This window comes from Paenibacillus sp. FSL W8-0187 (genome assembly GCF_037969755.1).
Lineage (GTDB): Bacteria > Bacillota > Bacilli > Paenibacillales > Paenibacillaceae > Paenibacillus_AQ.
Window position 1 is genome coordinate 5,758,949 of record NZ_CP150206.1, and the last position, 21,951, is coordinate 5,780,899.

Below are 21,951 nucleotides of genomic sequence, written 5' to 3' on the forward strand. Positions count from 1 at the left end.
TGCCACCATTAAAGACCCACTATCTTCTTCAACATGCCCCGCACATGCGTGCATTCTGTCGGAATCTCTCTTTCGACCTCCTCTAATGAGGCAAAGGCGAATTCCTCCAGCCGCACCTTGATATAGGAGCGGATGTAATCCTTGTTGGTCTTATGCTTACGCAGCAGCTGTTCATAGATTTCCATCAATCCGGGATCGGTGACCTCCCCCAGTGCCTGCAGTGCGGTATACTGCACACGTACTTCTTCGTCTTCCAGGGCCCGAATAAAATCCGGCAAATAATTCGCCTTGTCCGCTGATTTTCCAGCCAGATAAACAGCCTGAATACGAACCTCCAGGTTAGGGTGCTTGAAAAAAGGAATGAGCAGCGGTAGCGGCTCCACCCCGGCCTCGTACAGAAGCTTACTGCAGAGTCGGAATGCCTCCTCATTCAGTTCCTGCGGGAGCAGAGCTAGCAGTTCGTCCATAAAGCGCCTCTCCCCCTGCGGCATATACCGTTTGATCAGCTGCATGCCCAGCAGCCGCGCCGCGGGGTCCTGACTATGCAGCGTCCTCCGGATGAGTGGATCGGCACGGTCAAAATCCATTTTGGCCAGTACTTGCAAAGCCAGTCTTGGAATATTCGCCGGGCCCCTCTTATATTGATTGACTAGAAAATCTGCAGTTTCCGGTGCAATGGATGGCAGTTTAAGCATGCCTTCCAAAGCCTCGAACCGGGTATATTCTTCCCGTTCAGTATGGTACAGCTTCATCAAGGCCTGGGCATCCCCTCCTCTTCGCCGCCCAAACCAGGCGCTCTCATAGCCAGCTATGGTCTCATCCAGCCAGCGTTCATACCAATCCAGAAAATGCTCTTCATATGTGAAAAAGAATCGGGTTTGATCTAGATCAAGATACACAACTTTTCCGCGGTATTCTCCGGTAACGATCAGCATCGTCTCATAGCCGCACCACTGTTCTCCGATATTCAGCAGGCCCTGGCACCACTCAGCCATAGCCTCATCGTACGCCTCATCGTCTATATCATCATCAAGACAAAGTTTCGTCATCCTTCCAGCCGCTTGATCCTCCCTAGCTTCAGATCGGAGTACTGAGGGTTCATGAATCCGTTCCAGCCCAATCACCTGCTTCTTCCCAAGCGGATGAATGCCGTAATAGGGACCAGCTCCTCCATTTCCAATCTCAGTAAGAAAAACCCTGTACGCATCCGGAAGCTTAACGCCATGCTGCTGCTCAAACTGCATAAGCTCTGCCTGACTCAACGGCTCATACAACCGGTATTGGTGTATACGCGCACCGAATACCTGACAGTTCGGATCTGCGGCAGCCGCCTGTTTCAGCTTTTCACGAACTCGCAGCACCTGCTCGCCATACATTCTGATCACTCCTTAGATATCCATATAATCAATCGTTTTTCGTCACGGCAATGTCCGTCTAGGCTTTTTCAGACAGCCATCGACATGAAGCCTGTCCGCATCCACGTTCTACCCTTTGATCCGACCCAGATAATAGTCAAGATACTTCTTCGGTCTTCTCTGGAAGACCCTTTTCTTCCCGCATTGAAAGGATCGGTCAAATTAGTGACTAATCGGTAAAGTATAGTAATTAAATGCTTGATCCAATAAGGCACTAGCCTCTTGACGTTTCAAAAGTTCTTTTGAACGGAAGTTCACGGAGCCATCCGTTTTAACCTTGGTATCTGGGTCTATGATACCTTGGGAAACAAGCGCCTTGATCGCTTCCACTGCCCATGGATCCGTTTTTCCACTCAGTTTAACCTTCGTTCCAGGCTCTACCTGTTTCAGGTTTTGGATCATTACCGCCGCCATTTGTCTAGTGATCGGAGAATTAGGCTGATAATTAGGCAGTCCGGCTTTCATCTGCTTCTTATTGGGTTCAATCATGTAAGGCTGTTTATGCATCCCATGGGCGCGAAGCAGCACTTCTGAGAATTCTCCCTGAGTCATCGTTCCTTTTGGATCAAAGATATGGGAAGACTTCCCGATCATGACTTTCAAAGCGTTAAGATTGTTAATATATGATTTATACTTACTATTCGCAGGTACATCAGAGAAAGGTGAATCAACGTTAATTTTTTCTGAAAATGCAACTAAGTCTGGTAGCCTCGTAGAATACATATATGCGATATGGCCAGCTGCGTTTTTCTTAAACGTAATTTTAGTACCTGATTCATCTTCGAACAATAAAGGATGGATCATTTTCAGCGTCTGTTTGCCTGCAGCTCCTGCTTCCAAAACTAAGTTCCCGTTCGAATAAGAAACCTTAGTCCTCATGGCATCAATACGCGTGTTTTTATATAGTCCGACATACGCTTTGGCTTGCTGCTCACTGATTGCCGAATAGGTTGGCTTTGGAACTTCTGTCTTTCTTGGATAATAGTGATTCATAAATGCTTCATACACGTCAATGCTCACATAGGGGTTGTCGTCATTGTTTGACATATACAAGGCTGTATTTTTCTCAGGCAGAATAACAATCAGGGATGAATGCCCTGTAACATTCCCTCCTTTTAGAACCACATGTTGACCATTCATCTTCTCATGAAAGTAGCCTTCAAACCCGATTGTTGCAATAGGAATCGTTTTATCAGCAAAAAGCTGGTATGTTTGCATTTGCTCTATGCTTTTTTGACTCACAATTTCTTTGCCATCATACTTTCCTTTGTTCAGATGCATTAAGAGATACTTTGCCATGTCATCTGCTGTTGAGACGATACCACCTTCGGGTTTTTCTGTAGGAATAGTTCCATCCATAGGGATTTTTTCACCCTTCGGTCCATAGTGAGCAGCCATTCTGCCTAATAGTTCAGGCGTAATTCGCACATTCGTTGAGGTCATGCCTAACGGTTTGAAAATGTTTTTCTCCATATACTTCGAATAGGGCATTCCCGAGACGTTCTCTACCGCATACCCCGCTAGCAGAAACCCAAAATTGTCATAAGTGTATATTTCCCCCGGAGGCCTTACAACCGCTGACATATGTGATCTGACAAAATCCTTTATTGGAAAGTTTTTGTTAACATATTCCGGTGAATAATACGAAGCGATATCGGGTGAATCAAATCCGGTTGAATAGGTAAGCAGATCATACATGGTCAGCTTTTTCCCCGTTTTATTCGGAATTTTCACTCCTCCTAAGTACTTTTGAATGTCGCCTCGTAAATCGATTTTCCCCTTATCGACCAACTGCATTGCCGCCAAGGCTGTGAATGTCTTGGTAACAGAGCCGATCTGGAAAACGGTGTCTTTATCAACGGGAATCTTCTTTTCTTTGTCGGCATAACCGTAACCTTTGCTTAGTAACACTTTCCCATCGGCCACGACCGCAAAATTAGTACCGACTGTGTTATACTTCTTCATCACGTCCGTAATAACGCTATCTGCAAATGCTTCTACCTCCTTGGCATCGCGGGGCCCCTCCAAACTAGGACTTACAGATGCAATGGGTGTGGCCATTGTTGCGCTAGCTGTCGAGCTGCTAACTGGGATACATGCGGTCGTTGCCATAGCGGATAATAGCAGAACCGCGATGGTGCGAGTCTTTTTATTCATACATGGTCTCTCCTCAAAAAGTATTTGCCTGATAACAACTGGCTGAACCGAGTATGGCAAAAGGCTTGTCATATCCACAAGTGTCATTTCGTCACCACCATGCCAAGACACTTCAAAATGTCATATGACAATTAGGCACTAGGATTTATGACCATAAAAGAATGCTCAACAAGTATCAAGAATTTGGATGCAATGGTCGTTCAAGTGAAAGATGCATTCCTAAAACTGGGGAAGAGCTCACAGGAGTTAAAGTACCACCGCCGCTCTATTAATCCAGTGGAACAAGAAGAAGCTGCCCCTCCTGCAAGAAAGGGGACAGCTTCTTTTCAATCCTATATGAAACTTAAACAAGATGCCAAACTACCTCCGCGCATATCCAGCAAGCTTCTTGCTCACGCAGACCATGACTACGGCAAGACCAAGAAAATACAAGGGCATTACAATTAACGAGCCATTGTGAAGAAGACTCATGCCGCTGGTAATCAGGCTGACAACAATGTAGTAACCCAATCCGAAGATCGCTCCTGCCGTTCCGAGCACATCTCCATATTGGTTCAGCGCCAGACTAAGGCAATTCGGAATCGCCATTCCGATGCCGAGCAGCAGAATAAAAATACACGCTACCATTAACACCATATCCATTATAGTGGCGTTAATTCCGATAACAGCAAGAACGGTAAGGCAAAGAGCCCCCAGCATCGTAATGATCGTGCCGATCACGATAATGCGCTCAGCCTGAAGCCTGGTCAGCAGTTTCTTCGACAGCATCGCACCTAAGATGGATGACATCGCAACAAAGATACCGAAGAAACCAAAGCCGCCGGGGCTCATCTGAAAAAATTCAATAAAAATAAACGGGGCCTCCGCATAGTAACTGAACAATATGCCGTTGGTGGCTCCAATGAGAAAACCGAATCCCCATATTCTGGGGTCAGAGACCAGGCGCTTGCCCACGGAGAGGGTGTTAATCTTCGAGACAGCCTTTACCCTGGTTTCAGGCAGAGAAGTCCAGGTATACAACAAAATGGCGGCGCTCATCAAAACCAACGTCAAGAACACTGCTCTGAAACCAAGAGATTGATCCACCCATCCGCCAATGAGCGGCCCAATAGCGGGTGTAAACGCAAGCGCTGCCGAAATCTGGGCAAACACCGCATGACGCTTGGCTCCATCGATACTCTCACGCAAAATGGTTTGGGTGACGACCGAGCCGGTGCTGGCACCAAAAGCCTGAATGAATCGGCTCACCAATAACCATTCGGCCGAACCGGATAGATAGCAGCCCAAGCTGCCTAATCCATAAACCAGGATGCCCCACAGCATAGCAGGACGACGTCCGATGGAATCCGAAAGCCTTCCCCAGCAAAACACTCCGAAGGCAAAGCCTAGGAAGTAAATGCTGAGCGTTAGTTGGATTGCATTGTTGCTTGCTCCCAATTGATGGGCAATGTCCGGTAATGAAGGTGTATATATCGTTTCACTAATTTGTGGGAAACCCACAAGGATAATTAATAACCATATGGATGGATTTGAGATTTTTCTTTGCACAGCTAACATCCCCCTTATCATTTCAAAAAATCTCTAGTTGGCTGGCAAAGAAATTACGGGATCGGGGGTTTGCATTTCGTTAGTCTAGTAAATGAAAGCATGAAAAGTCACCTTTTTTTCTGAATAAGGGGGTTATATCTACCGAGTATTATAGCAGAATTGCAGGCAAAATGCGCTCTTGAGCTCTTGATTCTCCCTCCCACGGGAGGCCTTACACTTTGGGCCAGGGGCAGCAAGAATAGAAAAATGAGAGGAGGTTTTATTTTTTTGAGGATTTGATTGCTCGTACTTGCATCACGATCAAAAAAGGGTGCCCTACCATCGCCCTGTATAATGACAAGACTCTGACGAGCACCTTTTATGTATCAATTCTTCTTGGAGAGCCATTCTGCCAATTCTTCCGTCTGGGCAAGAACGGCAAGCGGATCGTAATACCAGGAACGCTCCTCGGGCCATACATACATGTTCCCCTTCTTGACCGCAGGGAGACTGCCCCAAATCGGATCCGCTCGGAAATCTTCGATCGTACGCGTATTAGACGTCATAATAATGTAATCGCCTGCGTATTTTCCTATCATTTCAGCCGTTAACTCAGCCCATTGCTTCTCCAATATTTCCGCAGCCACCCCGCTCGGAGGCTTTCTTCCCAATGCCTGATAGACAGGCTGACCGCCACGGCCGAAATTATCACCGTACACCCAGGTTGTCTTCTCGCCGTCTTCCATAATGCTAAAGGTCGCATCCGCCGGAATCGCTGCATCGACTTTAGCTTTGGCTGCCGCAATGCGCCGATCATACTCCTCCAGCCAGGTTTTGGCTTCCTCTTCCTTACCAAATAACTCACCAAAATAAGTCAACTCTTCATGAGCATTCTTTAAATCTCCATATGGAATGACGATAGTGGGTGCGATTTTGCTTAGCTGCTCATAGGTTGTTTCCCCATTGCCGGTAATGATGAGATCCGGGTTTAAAGCCATGACTTTCTCGACCGACGGTTTTCCGTAATCCCCGATATCCTCGATTCCTTTTAAGGATTCTTTAAAATAATAATTTTGGATGGTAAGCCCCGGCGCTCCAACCGGAATGACATCAAGCGCAATCAGGCTGCCCAAATATTCTTCTGCGATGATGCGCTTCGGACTCACCGGAACTTCGATATCGCCATTGACGGTAGAAACGGTTTTCACTTTGGATTCTTCCGCCGAATTCGTATCCAGCGCTTGCGATGAATCATTAGCTGCGGTCAATACGGTCTCCGTGTTATTTCCCTTACTTGTCTCTCCTGCTCCACAGGCACTGAGCATAAATGCCAGAAAGAGCACTGCGGTAACAAGAGTTACACGCCTTCTGCTTAAACTACGAAAAGAAAACACTTTATATCCCCCTTATATATCGATAACGATAATCATTCTCATATAAAACATTACCTCCTGTCCCCTCCAATGGCTATGCCTTAAAATGATGTCTACTCATGCAAATTTATGATGTCCTGTCAGCACTTTCATTAATTCGCGCAGCTGTGCTTGTGAGGAGATAGGATCATATCCGAAGAATAATTCCGGTTGATTCAGAACATAGACTCGATTATGCCGTACCGCATCCAAATGCCGCCAATCCGGTGATCTAAACAATGCTTTGACGCGCTCCAGACCGTGAGGATGGTTAGGTAATGACGTTATGAATATATGATCGGCCGCGTAAGAAGCGACCTTGCCGATTGCCGCTTCCACATATCCGCGGCGATGGAGCCCTTCATCCACCAGCCCGGCAGGCGGATGAAATCCAATATCGTCGTATAGAATCTGGCTCCCTCTGCCAAAACTGCCGCTGAAGCAATAGGCTGTATCCGCGCAAAATTCCCAGACGACGGCGCTTCCCCGCTTACCAAGCTCTCCATTGAGTACCTCATTCGAGTGATCGACCCGTTCGTCGTAACGCGACAGCCATTCCTCCGCTTCCGCATCTTTATCTATGGCGGAAGCGATGAAGCGGAATTGCTCGCGCCAGCTCATCGTCTTGAACGGCAGATCCAGGACAGGCGCCAAAGCGAGCAGCGCCTTGTTCTCAATTGCCGAATCGTAGCTGATAATCAGATCCGGATTGGATGAAGCTATCGTCTCATAATAATGATCGAATGCGAGAGCATACGGGTCGAAACGATGGTCTGCACTCAGATGATTGCTGTATGGGGTCTGCTGAAGCCAAGGGGTATACACCCCCAGCTCAGGCGTAACCCCAAGCGCCAACAAGGATGCCGTATGGTTTAGGTTCAATGCGGCGATTCGCTTTGGTTTACGTTTATAAGCCGTAGGAGACATGCCTACGGCTTCCTTGAATTTACGGCTGAGGTACAAGCCCTCCTTATACCCTACTTCCTGCGCCAGCGTATTTAAATCTTGCGACCCGGTCAACAGTCGTTCTTGCGTTTTACGTATTCGAAACAGGGTCAAGTATTCATTAAAGGTACGTCCGGTATGGTTGCGAAACTTGCGCGAGAAATGCTCCGGACTAACACCCGCCCTAGCAGCCATCTGCTCTCTTGTCAGATCTTTAGAGTAGTTCTCTTCCATATACTGCTGGGCTTGTTCCACCCAAGATCGTTGCTGTGAAGATGATCTGGATATCGTCTCCGCATGGATCTCTTGCAGCAGTTTAATGAACAGATGCTGCAGCTGAAAAGGCTCCCCGTGATCCGCACCTCCCCAGATGCTCTCAAGTTCTCCGGCCATCCGTAAAATCTCGGACGGAATGTCATGAATCGGAACATTACATTCAAGTCCGTAAGATGCGCTGTCATCTACACATAAGCATCGATATTCCATGTAAAGCCCCCGTAAAGGCATTAATCTCATGGATTCCAGCTTGAGTTCCGTTAGGCTGCCGGAACCAAATACGCTTCCTCTGAAAACCGGATAGGATCGCTCATCCGCATGCAGCAGGCCCTCTCCCTCCTGGATGATCACGATGCGATAGCTCTGCTCTTGATGATTTCCGCTGGCGCTCGGAATCTCTTCATCCAATCCCATTAGACGAGTCGGTACGTGAAAAAAATGAGGGGGAAGTTTATTCGTTGAAGCTAGTGACACGGAACGCCCTCCTTGATTATGATAATCATTATCAATTAATGTGATGTTATTATACCAGATGCTTGCTCCATCTGTTACGTTAAATCCATTTTATACGCTTCCTCCTTCCAAGCAATCATGGCGAAGCCCTATCTAAAACATTCGACTTGTGTGACGGGTTTCGCCGACCATGCCTGCCCTAAACCTGCATAAGCTCTCCACTTGCTTAAATGTGCTACGCTTAAATTAAGAATCACTCATTCCACAGAAAGGAAGTGTGCACGATATGATACTGAACCATCTTAATCTCACTGTCACTGATGTAACTGCAGCAAAGGAATTTTTGCAAACCTATTTCGGACTCAAAATCGGAGGCGAGCGCGGCCAATCGTTTGCAGCGATGTTTGACGATCAAGGGATGGTGCTGACCTTAATGCGGGGGACCGAGGTTAACTACCCCAAGACGTTTCATATTGGCTTTATTCAGGAAAGCGAAGCGAAGGTAAATGAACTTTATCAGCGTTTAAAGGATGATGGGTTCGATGTCGAGCCGCCACAAAGAGCCCACGGATGGACATTTTACATTAAAGCCCCGGGCGGGTTTACTGTCGAAGTTCTGGCCTAATCATCATCGTTACATGGGACAACGCCATTCCTCATCCGCTACACGCAAAAGCCCACGCATCACGCGTGGGCTCTTATGTTATGTCAGGCTTAATATAGCTCCCATGTCTCCGTGCATAATGCGGGTAAAGAATCCGCAACCCGCTCACAGTCCTCATAGCCCAAGCTGCCGGAATGCGCAAACAAAATCGGATATTCTCCGTTTACCGGCTCTTCCCTCATATCGAACATATAATGGTTTCCGCTTCCATCCATCGCAAACGACACCGCCTTCGGCATATACTCCGGCAGCTCGTAAGCCAGGTTCATCTCCCTCAGGTCATCCGTGCTAAAGAACTGGAAAAGACGTTCTCCCTGTTGAAATTCCCCGCCGTTGGAATACTTCAATAAGTCCAAATAGCTTGCGGGGAAATTCCTCTGAGGCAGCTTCCAGCCTGCAGGATCGAGCGGCGTATATTGATCGTAAAAGGGAGACGTTTTGTGAAAAGGATTCACTTGTCTTCCCTTGATTTCATCCATTTCTTGGGCAGACAGCTCCGTATTCCACTCCTTAACAAAACGAGCCATTTGTTCACCGGTCGCGCCGGAACGTTTGTCATACGGGTGCTCAAAATTGATATTCCACATCTTGGCCTTCCTCCATCCTGGTACTTCCTGTCTTGGATCTTCTCCAATCATTATAATGGAAATATCGGAAAGAGGGAGCAGTCATTACAGATGGGATCCTCCACTGGCATCGATGCATTGACCGGTGATCCAGCGGCTGTCCGGAGAAGCCAGAAATGCTGCAATATCTGCGATATCCCCAGGCTCACCCCATCTTCCGAAGATCGAATAGCCGGCTCCGAATTGGAACGAAGCCGGGTCCTGAAGCATGCCGGCATTCATGTCAGTAGCAACGAATCCAGGCTGTATCGCATTGATCGTGATTCCGCGGGAACCTAGCTGGCTCGACAGGGAGAGGGTCAGCGAATTGATGGCCCCCTTCGTCATCGTATACGCAGGAATATTGGGCAAGGAGATTCGGGTTACCGCAGAAGATAAATTGATAATGCGGCCATCGTCTCGAAGGCGTGGGAGAGCCTGCTGAATCATGAAGAATGGCGACTTCACGTTCATTCGCATCACTTCATCAAAGCTTTCCTCCGTGGTCTCCTCGATGGTTTCCATTAAGCCGATCCCTGCATTGTTGACCAGAATATCGAATTGCGTATTACCGGTTCGTGCTTTTAACGTCTCATCCAGCGACCCGTACAGGGCACTTATTCCATCCATGGAAGTAAGATCCGCCCCTACCAAGAAAGCTTCACCTCCGGCCTCGGTTATCTCGCTCACGACCTCTTCCGCGGCCTCATGGTTCTTGCCATAGTGAACGGCTACCAACGCTCCTTCCTTTGCCAATCGTATCGCGATGGCACGTCCAATGCCTCGGCTGGAGCCCGTAACCAAAGCAACTTTTCCCGTCAATGTATTCATGTTCTCATCATCTCCTCTTTTTCTTTCACTTTTAGTTTTATCACAGGCCCCATTTCGAAATATTGCGCTCCTATTCTCGTCGTCCTCTCGATAACCCTATAAAAAACGCCCCACTTGTGAAGGGGCTAAAACGTAGGCATTTGCGTCGCCGCCTACGCTCAGTGAATTAAAAATCATTTACATTCCATGTAATGATTATTATAATGAGAATATCAAAAGAGCTGCGCAACCTGTGTTTGCATAAAGCGATTAAAGGATGATTTTTTCCTTTAGTCGCTTTTTTTGTGAGCTTGTTGAAAGTCATGGAGGTATATCGTATGAAAAAAAGAGCGTTTGATATGATCATGCTGCTCATCGGGGCATTTATTTTTGCGCTGGCCGTCAATTTATTCGTCATTCCCAACGATTTTGGCGAAGGCGGCGTTACCGGGATCTCGATCATTCTGTTTTATGTGCTGAAATGGTCCCCGGCGCTGGTCGGCATTGTGATTAACGGGATTTTGCTGATTATCGGCTACAAGCTTCTGGATAAAAAAACGACGGTCTATACCATTATCGTTGTTGCCTTTCACTCTCTGTTCCTTCATTTGACGGAGAACTGGAGCATCGCTTCGGATGAGCCGGTGATCAATGCTATATTTGCCGGACTGTTTGCCGGCGTCGGGATTGGACTCATCGTCCGGGTGGGTGGCACAACGGCGGGTACGGTGATATTGGCCCGCCTGGCTAATAAATATTGGGATTGGAATATCAGTTATGCCCTGCTGTTCTTTGACCTGATCGTGGCCGGACTGTCTGTCTTTGTAATCGGGATCGAGAAGGTGATGTTCACCGTGGTCATCCTCTATATCGGCACCAAGGCGATGGAGTTCATTATTGAAGGCTTGAATCCCAAAAAGGCCGTTACCATCATCTCAACTCATCATGACCGCATCGCAATTCGGGTTACGGAGATTATGGATCGCGGGGTGACTGTCCTCCGGGGTTATGGATATTACACCGGTCAGACCAAAGATGTGCTCTACATCGTCATCAGTAAACAGGAAGTCTCCATGCTCAAAAAAATCGTCCGGGCCGAAGACAAAAACGCTTTTGTCACGATCCATGACGTACGCGACGTGTTTGGCGAAGGATTTATTGATATTTCAAAATAAGAGCGGACTTATCCTTTTATACGAAAAAAGATCGAAACAGCCGTTTGGGCAGGTTTCGATCTTTTTTATCTTTTTTTCATCATACTCAGCTTCATCTTCGGTTTATTAGGGAGACATATATCTTCCATACGCCAGCCCGAGATCTGTAATGGCATCATCCGACACGGATAGAAGCGAAACATTCTCTCCTTCCGAGCCCATCCATTGGACGCCCAACACAAAGCCAAGCTCCGTTTTTGCCGCAAAGAGAAATGAGAACATCTCCGGCCGCACCTCGCCTTGATCATCCACTCTCCATGTAGAGCTCGGATCAAACTTCGCCGGATAATCATAATATAACCAGCCGCTCTCACGTTTCAGCGCCAGGCTTGCCAGCATATCATCACCCTGTCTGACGAATTGCACCAGATAGAGGGACTCCCCATCAGGAAGTTGAACAATGGGCCATGCCTTGTCTACTTCTCTCCCCTTGCTGTTCTTGATGTCCTGCAGCTCCTGTTCATTGATCTCCTCCGGATTTGCTGGTTGAATAGTCATTAAGGCATCCGTAGGAAGATGGCGCTTAGGGATGATAAAATAGGTGGCATTCGGTTCTGCGGCCCCTTCGCTCACCTCATATAATTGTCCAGCCTGATGGCTGAAATTCGGTGCGGTTTGCCTGCCGTTATCTTCCTCCGTCGCTGGCTGCGAGCCGGCATATTGAACCGGAAGCACCACGCCTCCCTGTCCCACGGCAATCAGCGAGGCTTGCTCATCCTGAATAGCCGCATCCGGGTCTACCAACAGCCTATGCCCCGTCTCGTCGGCAAAAGCGAAGGTCCCTTCCTGTAAAGCAGCCACATCCTGGACCACCAAGGGCTGCTCATCCTTTATATCAGGCACCGGCTTCACGTTCGAAACGGGTGGGGCTTCGACCTGCTCCATCTCCGGATCCGCACATGCCGTCAAGGTACTTATTGCCAAAATAAACATCGCTGCCGATAACCTTTTCATGCCCTCTCAGCTCCTGTAATAAGATTCCAAGTCTTCCATAACCTCAGACGCTAAACATACCGAAAAAGTTGAAGCCTAAGTTCCTTTTATTTGTATTTTCCCATGACAAATTCGGATTATTTTTTGCATTTTAGCTACACGAAACACGGAGTTATGGCTTATTAACTTACACCAAATGACAACTTTATAGAAATATTTAATGAGTTCGCAAAAAACATTTTATTGGTAATACGGGGCAAGATTCTATACAATTCTTTTTAACTTAAAAATGCTGAGTGCAAACTTTTAATGTTTTAGTACAAATTGTCCGAGACAGGCTACCTTTCCCGCAAAACAGACGATTTATCACGCAATTCTACTTTAACGATTTGAAGGAGTGCATCGCAAAAGTGACTACGAATATTTCCGTTTCTTCACCCCTTACTGCCGCGAAAGACTATGTGGAATCCATCTATAACCAAGTGGTGGCTCGAGATCCGCATGAGCAAGAGTTTCATCAAGCCGTCCGTGAATTTGTAGATTCCCTCGTCCCTGTTTTAGCCCAGCATCCGAAATATCGGGAACACGGTATTCTGGAACGCCTTGTGGAGCCTGAACGAATGATCACCTTCCGTATTCCATGGGTGGATGATCAAGGCAAAACCCAAGTAAACCGCGGGTTCCGTGTCCAATTTAACAGCGCGCTGGGTCCGTACAAAGGCGGCATCCGGTTCCATCCTTCGGTGTATGCCGGTATCGTCAAATTCCTTGGTTTTGAACAAATCTTCAAAAATGCGCTCACAGGCCAGCCCATCGGCGGCGGCAAGGGCGGTTCGGATTTCGATCCGAAAGGCAAGTCCGATCAGGAAGTCATGCGTTTTACCCAGAGCTTCATGACCGAGCTTTACCGTCATATCGGACCTGATTCCGATGTGCCTGCTGGCGATATCGGTGTCGGCGCTCGCGAGATCGGTTATATGTTCGGCCAATACAAGCGGATCCGCGGCGGACATGAGGCCGGCGTTCTGACAGGCAAAGGCGTCATCTATGGCGGAAGCCTGGCACGTACGGAAGCAACCGGCTACGGCTGCGTCTACTTCGTACAGGAGATGCTGGCTTCGCAAGGCCTTAGCTTCAAAGACAGCCGCGTCGTGGTGTCCGGCTCGGGCAACGTCTCCATCTACGCGATTGAAAAAGCACAGCAGCTCGGTGCACACGTCATCGCCTGCAGTGATTCCAACGGGTACCTGTACGATCCGGACGGAATTAACCTCGAAACCGTGAAGCTGCTGAAGGAACGGGATCGCCTGCGGATCAGCGAATACGTCAAGATTCACCCGCATGCCGAATATACCGAAGGCTGCACGGGCATCTGGACCATTCCATGCGATATCGCACTTCCTTGCGCCACGCAGAATGAGCTGGATGAAGAAGCAGCGAAAACACTCATCATGAATGGTGTAAAAGCTATCGGTGAGGGAGCCAATATGCCTTCCACGCTGGAAGCGATTGAGCAGTTCATCAACAGCGGCGTGCTGTTCGGACCGGCTAAAGCCGCCAATGCAGGCGGGGTTGCCGTATCCGCGCTGGAAATGAGCCAGAACAGCATGAGAATGTCATGGACCTTTGAAGAAGTGGATGCGAAGCTGCATCAGATCATGAAAAACATCTACAGCAGTGCCGTAGATGCTGCAGAGGAGTATGGCGTAGCTGGCAATCTAGTGGCTGGTGCCAACATCGCAGGGTTTATCAAAGTGGCTGATGCTATGATCGCACAAGGTATCGTATAAATAAGAAACAAAAAGAAGCCCTACCGCATATGCGGTAGGGCTTCTTACAGCTTATAGAAGCTCGCTACGGAGCTCTTCGGCCGATTTTGGAGATAAGTATCCCAGCGGGATATCAAACACCGTCTTGGCGCCTTTCTGTCCCTCTCTGCTCAAACGATGGGCAGCTCTTGCATAAGACACCAGCACACTGGCCGTAAATTCCGGGTTGCTGTCAAGCTTCAGGCCAAATTCAACAATTTGTTTATTTCCGCTTCCGGTTACGCCGCTGCGAATGACAAATCCGCCATGAGGCATGCCTGCATGCTCAGCCTCAAGCTCTTCTTGCGTAATGAAAGTTACGGTTGTATCGTAATCGGCAAAATAGTTAGGCATCGACACAATCGTTTGACGGATCTGCTCTTGGTCCGCACCTTCTTCCGCTACGATGAAGCAATCTCTCCGGTGCTTCTCGCGCGTGGCGAGCTCCGGTGTTTCACCAGCACGGATTTGGTTGATAACCTCTTCTACTGGAACCGTATATTGAACGCCTGCCTTCACCCCGGGAACACGACGGATGGCATCCGAGTGGCCCTGGCTCACGCCTTTGCCCCAGAAGGTATAATCTTTTCCTTCCGGCAAAATCGCTTCGGCAAGCAGACGATTCATGGAGAACAAGCCCGGATCCCAGCCCGTCGAAATGACGCTGACACGACCTCCGCCCATCGCTGCTTTGTTGACTTCCTCGAAAAACTCAGGGATTTTCGCGTGTGTGTCAAAGCTGTCTACCGTATTGAACATGCTGGCAAGCTGTGGCGTTTGCTCAGGCAAATCCGTAGCCGAACCGCCGCACAGAATCATAACGTCAATCTTGCCGATGTATTGCTCTGCCGCTGATATATGCTCGAAGCGAGCACCGGAATTGGACGGCATTTGCTGCGGGTCTCTGCGCGTGAAGATGGCTACCAGCTCCAGATCCGGATTTTGCCCGATTGCTTTCTGTACGCCTTTGCCCAAGTTTCCATAACCTACGATCCCTACTTTAATAGATGCTTTCAATGTAATCCTCCCTTTGTCAGAACCATTTCCCTGTAGCATGATGTTTATGTACCGCTTTAAAGTATAAGTATATAGACATCACTCAAATTGTAAACTATTTTATATGGACAGGAAATTGTTTCTATCTGTGTTATTCTTATTTTTCACCGTACTATCCGATAACTTGTACAACATTTCCTTCTTGATCCTTGATTTCCGTCTTCAGGACCTCAATCCGGATTCCTTGCAAGCCAGAAAGCTCGAAGGTGCTGACCTGTGGCAGCAATCGGCTTGAGAATTCACCCGCGGTTCGATCGTCCAAAACCAGGGTAACATCTCCGTCCTCCGCAGTCCAGCGGCTCTCTTCTCCCGGCTCAAATACGACCCGAACATCCGAACCTACAAGGCTCAATTTCTTATCCTTCAGAATTCGGCCCTGCAGCAGCTTCCCGATAATTTCGGCCTGCTTGGCACCTATTTGTAATGTAGCCGGAGCTTTACTTAACCAGCCCTTCTTCCCCGGTTCAAAAGCCAGCTGGCTCACGTAGAGAAATCCGGTGTTGGAGCCCTCTTGTTTTGTCCCTCGGTCAACGGCTTCTGAAATCGAAGGTACATTCAGGAGCGAATCCCGATCCAGATCCGTTATATATTGCGGCATATAATCTGCACAAGCCTGTAATACGCCAAGCGTATTCCATGTCTGCATCGCCTCGAGTTCTTCACGTGTGATGCCAACCATCTGCAGGAATTCTACCCGACCATTCGGCGTATCCATCCCCGGCAGCTCGGGATCCAGGGTGAAGGCGAGTGCTGTCAATTGCGTATCGGCACCCAGACAGATCGGCCCATTGGCATCCAAATAATCTCCCGAGCGAAAAACATTCCCGCTGTTAAACACATATCTCCCCATGTTCTGAAGCAGATTTAGCGCCCACGCCGGTGGCTCTTCCTCTTCCTCCCCCTTAGCCAGCCTGAACGTCAATTCGAATCCGTAACCGCTCTCCTCCAGATTGTCCGATTCCTTGTCATACAGCTCGCTAAAGCCATAAGTAACCATATGCCAATGCGGACTTGGGGCATTTGACGTATAAGCGCTGATTCCATTCAGCGGATCGGGTCCTCCAAGGGCATAGGGAATTAGAGCCCCGTAATGTTTCGGCTCCTGCTCCCCGTACAGTTTCAGCAGCTGCTCATCAATCGCGTCCCAGCCTGCGGCGTTTTCTTCATGTGTCATATCCTGTTCCCCCCGTTATCGTTTACCTCCATTATATAGGACGTATAGGGGAATGAAGAAGTTTCCAGAGAAGTGTATAATAGAACCATATCAACGAAGGAGCCTACATGTTCATGAAAAAAATAACGGCATTATCCGTAACCTTAACACTTTCAGCTTCAATTATGGTCTCTTCACTAACTTCGCTGCCGGTTTCCGTCGATGCGGCCTCAGCCAAGGAATGGATACAAATCTCCGAAAGGACGTCCTATTACGGTGAAGCAGCCAACGGCCAGCCCAATGGACGCGGTACGATCAAATGGGGAAATGGCAAACAATATTCCGGCGAATTCATTAACGGGAAGCGCACCGGAAACGGTAAATACATTAACGAATACCAAGAAGACGGTGAAACACATAAGGTGGTATACACCGGCCGCTGGAGCAACGACAAAATGGATGGCGAAGGCATCCTGACGCATAAGGTGAAATTGCCTGACGGGTCCGTCCGATGGAATCAGATCCAGAAAGGGACATTCCAGGCAGGCGCCTTCCAAAGCGGATACGATGTCACTCATGCCATCGCGGATCCCGACTACAACTTTATCTACAAGAAAGGCCAGGAATCGCTCGAAATCATGGGCTTCAATCAAAACATGAAGAAAGCCTGGGCCGCCGGAACGATGTTCAGCGTTCATTATAAAAACGGCACCATCAACAAAAAATCTTCGATTTTCCCTGCCAACTCGGCGGCTGAACAGCGTCAAAATGACGCCGCGATCCAATATTTCAAGAGCATTCAAAACAAAGTGGCTCCTCACCTGGAGCAATTTGAAGCATTGTCTAAGCAGGTTCCATTAAAATAACCTGACCCAATACAATCGTCAAAGAACCCGGTAACTTGCCTATAGCAAGACCGGGTTCTTCTATTACCGAAGGAGCCTATCCATCACAATATCTCTATGATGCAGGACCCTCGAGTACAAACTGTAACGTATAATGATCCAGCTTCTTCACCTCTACTTGATACCCCAATAAATCTGCCGTTTGCAGGAGGGGCATCATCGTCTTGCCCTCCGAGATATAAGGAGCATGCCGAAGCGTAATTTCGGCTGCGGCCGCTTCTTTCTTGCGATCCTCTTGGCTGCTCCACCCCCAAGCTTTCGTTGAATCTACCGTCAGTTCGGCGACAGAACCTTTACCCGATAAAGTTATTTTTCCTGCGTCATATGCCGCCGATAACCCGAGCGCTTTAACCGCTTCCTTCACGGGTACCATCAATTCCGTCTCATCCGGCATCTTCCGACTTGTAAAATGGACGGGTTCTCCGTTTTCGGTAATCCGTACCTCCACGCTTCGGGCTTCCTTCCCGACTATCAGCACTGTATCAACCTGTTTGGTTAACCGCTCCATGAAGGTCGCGGCATTCTCGGGGGTCATCTTATAGCGGGCATCCTGCAGGCTCACCGCTTGAGTAATCCGGGAGTTTATGTCCTGGGAATGATGAGAAAGATCCTTGAACTGCGAGAAGTCATACGTCCAGTCCACTTCGGCCTGAAAATCATATACTTGCGTGTTGCCGTAATGATTCAGCTGCTGGAACATCCACGTCTTCATCTCCAGTTGATTGCTGTAACGGGCCGGGTTCGTGTCCTGCCACAGCTTCTGCCGCAGGATGCTGTATGGTGGGTAATAGACAATAAATTCAACGTCGGGATATGCCTCTACCAACGACAACACATATGTATTGAAATGATGCTGAACCTCCTCGATCGGCTCTTCATTCACGCCAAAATAGTGTTCTGTATTTCTGGCCCGATCATAGGCATTCATCACTTGATCATTTCCGTATGACACCTCGTTGTTCCAGTTGTACAGATATTCGATATTTTTGGGAGTGCCTCCCATGAGTGTTCTGACGATCCCTCTCGCAAAATTTTCATAGGCTGAATAATTGAACCAGTACTTATAGTCATTCCACCAGATATCGTCATACAGATATTCCGGAAAATAGTCGTCTGCGCCTTCATCCGGATTCTTCAGTGCAAAATAGTCCAATCCCCACAAAACGGTCTTTACCTTCCCAGTCTGAAGCGCCAGAGACGCTATCTTGTACTGCTCATCGGCTGTCGACCCGCGCATGGATAACTTTAGCGCTTGGCCTCCCATCGCCTTCCCCACTTCGGACGGCAGGAAATTCTCCGTCATGGATGTGCCGAGAATGATGATATCATATGGGTAATTGCGGGCTAATCCCGGATTCTGGTATCGCTGCTCGCTAGTAAAGATCGGAGTGTACCAGGTTGCTTTGCGGTAGAACTGAAGGGGGTCCAGCACAAATGTCATGCAGCCGACCAGCAGTGCAACGATGAGGGACACGAGTGCAAACTGAATCAGCATCCTTCTCCCTGCTCTCCGATGAATACGAGCGGAATGAGGGGCAGCGGCTGCGCGCGACTTGGGAGACGCCGATTTGGTGGCCGTTGATGTCGTTGGCATGTTGAACGCCGCCTTTCCTAGAAATTAAAATACAGAAACTCGCTAATGCGGGTGATGTACATCAGAGAGATGACAAACAGAACCGCACATACGACGGCTTGCTTGAAATTCGGACGGAAGGAAACGGACAATTCCGAGGAATTCCGGCAGAGCAGCACAATCGGCGCGATGACAACAATGATGGCCAGCGGCTCTAATATGGCATCGTTCAAATAGAAGTGGATGCCTGACAAACCGCTCATTCCCTTCAATAAACGCACAGCCTGAGCCCAGCTTTCCGCACGGAAAAAGACCCAGGTAACCGTAATGAACACAAAGGTGATCGTCCAAGCAAGAAGACGCGGCATCGCAATACCGAGCTTCCCCCAAAATCGGTGAATGACTTGTCCCACACCGTGCAGCAGGCCCCAGAACAGAAAGGTCCAGCCGGCACCGTGCCACAGACCACCAATCAGGAAGGTCAGCACCAGGTTCCGCAGCATGATCGCTTCACCCCGGCGGTTGCCTCCGAGCGGGATATAAATATAATCCCGCAAAAAACGGCTGAGGGTCATATGCCAGCGCCGCCAGAAATCCTGTATGTTCAGCGCCTTATAAGGTGAATTGAAGTTCTGCGGCAGCCGAATATTGAACAGAAGCGCCGCACCGATGGCCATGTCGGTGTAACCGCTGAAGTCAAAGTAGAGTTGAAATGTGTACGATAAAGCAGCGATCCAGGAGTCAACGAAGCCCGCTGCTGAGTCAAAGCCCGCATTGGCATAGACCGCCAGTGTATCGGCAATGACCACCTTCTTAAACAAGCCAATACAGAATATAAAAACACCGTTAGCGGCGTTTCCCCAATCCCACAGCTTCCCCCGAACCCGATCAAACTGCGGCATCATCTCGCCATGATGCAGGATCGGTCCCGCGATCAAATGAGGATAGAAGGTCACAAACAGCACATAATTGACGATATTGTACTCACTGGCCTTCCCTTTGTAGGCATCTACCAAATATGCGATTTGGGTAAAGGTAAAGAAGCTGATCCCAAGCGGCAACGCCAGATTGAGGAGAGATACTTCCCACCCTGTTGCAGCTCCTATATTAACGAGAAAGAAATCGGCGTATTTATAGTAGATTAACAGCAGCACATTGCCTGCAATGCCACAAATTAATATGCCTCTGGCGCCTCGCCGGGAGAAAGAAGAGTCTTGGGAGTTGACTTGACGGGCTTGCAGCAGCCGTCCGATGAAATAGTTGAAGGCAATCGAACCGAGAAGAAGAGGAAGATAGCTGATATTCCACCAGCTGTAAAAAAATAACGAAGAAAGCGCCAGCCAGCACTTGGCTGCCAGGCTATATCGAAACCGATTCAACCCAAAATATACGATAACCGTGATCGGCAGGAATATAAAAATAAAGGGATAGGAATTAAACAACATGCCGGGAAAGGCACCTCCGACTTTCTAAATTGTTATTCATTGACGATGTCGAATCTTGGAGGCGATTTCTAAATAATATCATATATTTTACATTTGAGATATAATTTTCTTGCCCACTAAATGATCCTTTATGTATAAAAGAGGCGCCTTTTAAGCGCCTCCATGTTACTCTACTCTTTTTTCAATTGCCAGGCTATCTCTACTGTGAACGTCCCTCGTTCAGCATCGTAATGGTCTTATCGATTCGCCGCTGACGGGTTTCCATCGCCTTAGCCCCCTCGATCGACAACACCAAGCGGCGTTTATTACTGTAGGACAAACTATCGAAGTATTGTCGCGCCACCGGGTTCAGATCCAGCGTCGCGGAAAAATCCCCGGGTACCGTGATCTCGCGTGGCTCGGTATCAAGCTCAATCTGAACGGTCACTTCGTCACCCGCTGCAACTCCCGCTGCTTGCCGGTTCTCTGCGCTAAGCGGCAGCATGAATACGCCTCCCATAGGGGCGATAGTACTGCGATAGGTATGCTTGCCGATGGTGACTGTAACTGGGGGTCTTTTGCCCGAACCGAGACCTTCCACAACTTCATCCGGTACCTGAAACCCTGTTGCCGTCTTACCGCCTAACTGTATCGTCGTTCGAAATTCCATTTTTGTATTCCTCCAGTTAAAAATCATGGGCTACCATGAACACAGCCTTATTGTGCCGTCCAGCCGCCATCCACAAGCAGCAAAGTGCCTGTCACAAGATCTGATGCCGGGGAGGCGAGATAAATAACGGCTCCAGCCACATCGCCAATGGTACCGATCCGCCCTGCCGGGATCCGTGCCAGGACGCCGTCGCGGAAATCTGGGGAGTCCAGTCGCTCGGCTGTTCCCGGCGTATGGATGAACGTAGGTCCGACGGCATTGATGTTCACGCCACGGCTGGACCACTCCAGCGCCAGCACCTTTGTCAGCTGATTCACGCCGCCTTTGGAGGCGCAATAGGCAGCCCCTTCCGTGATCCCAACGACACTCACCTGGGAGCTGACGTTAATGATTTTTCCGTACCCCTGCTCCAGCATGATGCGGCCAGCAGCCTGACAGCAGAAAAATACACCTTTCAAATTCACGTCCATCATCTCATCCCAATAATCCTCGGTGATATCTTCCGCAAGCCTCCCCTCTCCCAGACCCGCGTTATTGACCACGATATCGAGCCGGCCGAAATCCTTGGCTACCTGATCAAACACGGTTCGGATCTGCTCCACATTCCGGACGTCCAGCTCATAGGCCTTGGCCTGACCTCCTGCTTGAGAAATTTCCTCGACCAATCGATCCAGCGAGTCTTTGCTTCGTGCCATGACGGCAACCTTGGCTCCTGCTGCTGCCAGCGCTTGGGCTAGTCCATAACCGATGCCTTTGCTGGCCCCCGTCACGATTGCGATTTTATCCTGAATGCTGAAATTAGGCTGCATATGTAATACCTCCATCACCTTAGATTCTATGTAGTTTCATTAAAGCATGATGGCTGGTCAGTGGCAATCGTTCCCAGATCCTCCTCCCCAGTAAATCCATCCGATTAAGGCCTAAAGTACGTTAATTTGCAGCAGCAATAGA

The 21,951-nt window shown here is 48.7% G+C and carries 18 protein-coding genes; 4 read left to right on the forward strand and 14 right to left on the reverse strand.

Annotation, left to right across the window (positions count from 1 at the left end; all coding sequences use genetic code 11):
- Window positions 1-8: 8 nt before the first annotated feature.
- From MKY48_RS26015 to MKY48_RS26035, 5 genes are all read right to left on the reverse strand, one after another.
- Window positions 9-1,376, reverse strand: coding sequence for a HEAT repeat domain-containing protein (locus MKY48_RS26015; protein ID WP_339291609.1), 1,368 nt, complete (start codon window positions 1,374-1,376; stop codon window positions 9-11).
- Window positions 1,377-1,577: 201 nt separating this feature from the next.
- Complete coding sequence (locus tag MKY48_RS26020) at window positions 1,578-3,572, reverse strand: serine hydrolase (protein ID WP_339291610.1); 1,995 nt, start codon at window positions 3,570-3,572, stop codon at window positions 1,578-1,580.
- Window positions 3,573-3,932: 360 nt separating this feature from the next.
- On the reverse strand, window positions 3,933-5,120 hold the full coding sequence (locus tag MKY48_RS26025; protein WP_076324386.1) for a multidrug effflux MFS transporter: 1,188 nt from the start codon (window positions 5,118-5,120) through the stop codon (window positions 3,933-3,935).
- Between the two features lie 365 nt (window positions 5,121-5,485).
- A complete protein-coding gene (locus tag MKY48_RS26030; protein ID WP_339267328.1) occupies window positions 5,486-6,493 on the reverse strand; it encodes an ABC transporter substrate-binding protein in 1,008 nt (335 codons plus the stop codon).
- Window positions 6,494-6,589: 96 nt separating this feature from the next.
- Window positions 6,590-8,206, reverse strand: a complete 1,617-nt coding sequence (locus MKY48_RS26035; protein ID WP_339291611.1) for a helix-turn-helix domain-containing protein — start codon at window positions 8,204-8,206, stop codon at window positions 6,590-6,592.
- 265 nt (window positions 8,207-8,471) lie between these two features.
- Between MKY48_RS26035 and MKY48_RS26040 the strand changes: the two genes are divergently transcribed.
- Entirely contained in the window at window positions 8,472-8,810 is a 339-nt protein-coding gene (locus tag MKY48_RS26040) for a VOC family protein (protein WP_339267334.1), read from the forward strand.
- 89 nt (window positions 8,811-8,899) lie between these two features.
- On the opposite strand, the gene MKY48_RS26045 is transcribed toward MKY48_RS26040, so the two are convergent.
- Entirely contained in the window at window positions 8,900-9,436 is a 537-nt protein-coding gene (locus MKY48_RS26045) for an SMI1/KNR4 family protein (RefSeq protein ID WP_339267336.1), read from the reverse strand.
- An 84-nt stretch (window positions 9,437-9,520) separates the two neighbouring features.
- Entirely contained in the window at window positions 9,521-10,285 is a 765-nt protein-coding gene (locus MKY48_RS26050) for an SDR family oxidoreductase (protein ID WP_339291612.1), read from the reverse strand.
- 317 nt (window positions 10,286-10,602) lie between these two features.
- Here MKY48_RS26050 and MKY48_RS26055 point away from each other — a divergent pair, with 317 nt between their 5' ends.
- Window positions 10,603-11,439, forward strand: a complete 837-nt coding sequence (locus MKY48_RS26055; RefSeq protein ID WP_076324391.1) for a YitT family protein — start codon at window positions 10,603-10,605, stop codon at window positions 11,437-11,439.
- A gap of 105 nt (window positions 11,440-11,544) precedes the next feature.
- On the opposite strand, the gene MKY48_RS26060 is transcribed toward MKY48_RS26055, so the two are convergent.
- Window positions 11,545-12,432, reverse strand: a complete 888-nt coding sequence (locus tag MKY48_RS26060) for a hypothetical protein (RefSeq protein ID WP_339291613.1) — start codon at window positions 12,430-12,432, stop codon at window positions 11,545-11,547.
- 389 nt (window positions 12,433-12,821) lie between these two features.
- Between MKY48_RS26060 and gdhA the strand changes: the two genes are divergently transcribed.
- Window positions 12,822-14,201 (forward strand): NADP-specific glutamate dehydrogenase, encoded by a 1,380-nt coding sequence (gdhA, locus tag MKY48_RS26065; protein ID WP_098748466.1) that lies wholly within the window; start codon window positions 12,822-12,824, stop codon window positions 14,199-14,201.
- A gap of 51 nt (window positions 14,202-14,252) precedes the next feature.
- On the opposite strand, the gene MKY48_RS26070 is transcribed toward gdhA, so the two are convergent.
- Window positions 14,253-15,236 (reverse strand): diaminopimelate dehydrogenase, encoded by a 984-nt coding sequence (locus MKY48_RS26070; protein ID WP_076324394.1) that lies wholly within the window; start codon window positions 15,234-15,236, stop codon window positions 14,253-14,255.
- A gap of 151 nt (window positions 15,237-15,387) precedes the next feature.
- Window positions 15,388-16,449 (reverse strand): suppressor of fused domain protein, encoded by a 1,062-nt coding sequence (locus tag MKY48_RS26075; RefSeq protein WP_339291614.1) that lies wholly within the window; start codon window positions 16,447-16,449, stop codon window positions 15,388-15,390.
- A 113-nt stretch (window positions 16,450-16,562) separates the two neighbouring features.
- Between MKY48_RS26075 and MKY48_RS26080 the strand changes: the two genes are divergently transcribed.
- Window positions 16,563-17,294, forward strand: coding sequence for a hypothetical protein (locus MKY48_RS26080; protein ID WP_339291615.1), 732 nt, complete (start codon window positions 16,563-16,565; stop codon window positions 17,292-17,294).
- 94 nt (window positions 17,295-17,388) lie between these two features.
- On the opposite strand, the gene MKY48_RS26085 is transcribed toward MKY48_RS26080, so the two are convergent.
- From MKY48_RS26085 to MKY48_RS26100, 4 genes are all read right to left on the reverse strand, one after another.
- Window positions 17,389-18,927, reverse strand: coding sequence for a copper amine oxidase N-terminal domain-containing protein (locus MKY48_RS26085; protein ID WP_339291616.1), 1,539 nt, complete (start codon window positions 18,925-18,927; stop codon window positions 17,389-17,391).
- 17 nt (window positions 18,928-18,944) lie between these two features.
- Window positions 18,945-20,351: an MBOAT family protein gene (locus MKY48_RS26090; protein ID WP_339291617.1), complete on the reverse strand. Its 1,407-nt coding sequence runs from the start codon at window positions 20,349-20,351 to the stop codon at window positions 18,945-18,947.
- Window positions 20,352-20,550: 199 nt separating this feature from the next.
- Window positions 20,551-21,000, reverse strand: a complete 450-nt coding sequence (locus MKY48_RS26095) for a YdeI/OmpD-associated family protein (protein WP_076324399.1) — start codon at window positions 20,998-21,000, stop codon at window positions 20,551-20,553.
- A 47-nt stretch (window positions 21,001-21,047) separates the two neighbouring features.
- Complete coding sequence (locus MKY48_RS26100; RefSeq protein WP_339267352.1) at window positions 21,048-21,809, reverse strand: glucose 1-dehydrogenase; 762 nt, start codon at window positions 21,807-21,809, stop codon at window positions 21,048-21,050.
- Between the last annotated feature and the right edge of the window lie 142 nt (window positions 21,810-21,951).

Excerpts from the sequence above, each read along its gene's own strand:
- MKY48_RS26015 (WP_339291609.1), bottom strand. The coding sequence starts at position 1,376 with ATGTATGGCGAGCAGGTGCTGCGAGTTCGTGAAAAGCTGAAACAGGCG.
- MKY48_RS26020 (WP_339291610.1), bottom strand. The coding sequence starts at position 3,572 with ATGAATAAAAAGACTCGCACCATCGCGGTTCTGCTATTATCCGCTATG.
- MKY48_RS26040 (WP_339267334.1), top strand. The coding sequence starts at position 8,472 with ATGATACTGAACCATCTTAATCTCACTGTCACTGATGTAACTGCAGCA.
- MKY48_RS26045 (WP_339267336.1), bottom strand. The coding sequence starts at position 9,436 with ATGTGGAATATCAATTTTGAGCACCCGTATGACAAACGTTCCGGCGCG.
- MKY48_RS26050 (WP_339291612.1), bottom strand. The coding sequence starts at position 10,285 with ATGAATACATTGACGGGAAAAGTTGCTTTGGTTACGGGCTCCAGCCGA.
- MKY48_RS26055 (WP_076324391.1), top strand. The coding sequence starts at position 10,603 with ATGAAAAAAAGAGCGTTTGATATGATCATGCTGCTCATCGGGGCATTT.
- MKY48_RS26060 (WP_339291613.1), bottom strand. The coding sequence starts at position 12,432 with ATGAAAAGGTTATCGGCAGCGATGTTTATTTTGGCAATAAGTACCTTG.
- MKY48_RS26075 (WP_339291614.1), bottom strand. The coding sequence starts at position 16,449 with ATGACACATGAAGAAAACGCCGCAGGCTGGGACGCGATTGATGAGCAG.
- MKY48_RS26080 (WP_339291615.1), top strand. The coding sequence starts at position 16,563 with ATGAAAAAAATAACGGCATTATCCGTAACCTTAACACTTTCAGCTTCA.
- MKY48_RS26085 (WP_339291616.1), bottom strand. The coding sequence starts at position 18,927 with ATGCCAACGACATCAACGGCCACCAAATCGGCGTCTCCCAAGTCGCGC.
- MKY48_RS26090 (WP_339291617.1), bottom strand. The coding sequence starts at position 20,351 with ATGTTGTTTAATTCCTATCCCTTTATTTTTATATTCCTGCCGATCACG.
- MKY48_RS26095 (WP_076324399.1), bottom strand. The coding sequence starts at position 21,000 with ATGGAATTTCGAACGACGATACAGTTAGGCGGTAAGACGGCAACAGGG.
- MKY48_RS26100 (WP_339267352.1), bottom strand. The coding sequence starts at position 21,809 with ATGCAGCCTAATTTCAGCATTCAGGATAAAATCGCAATCGTGACGGGG.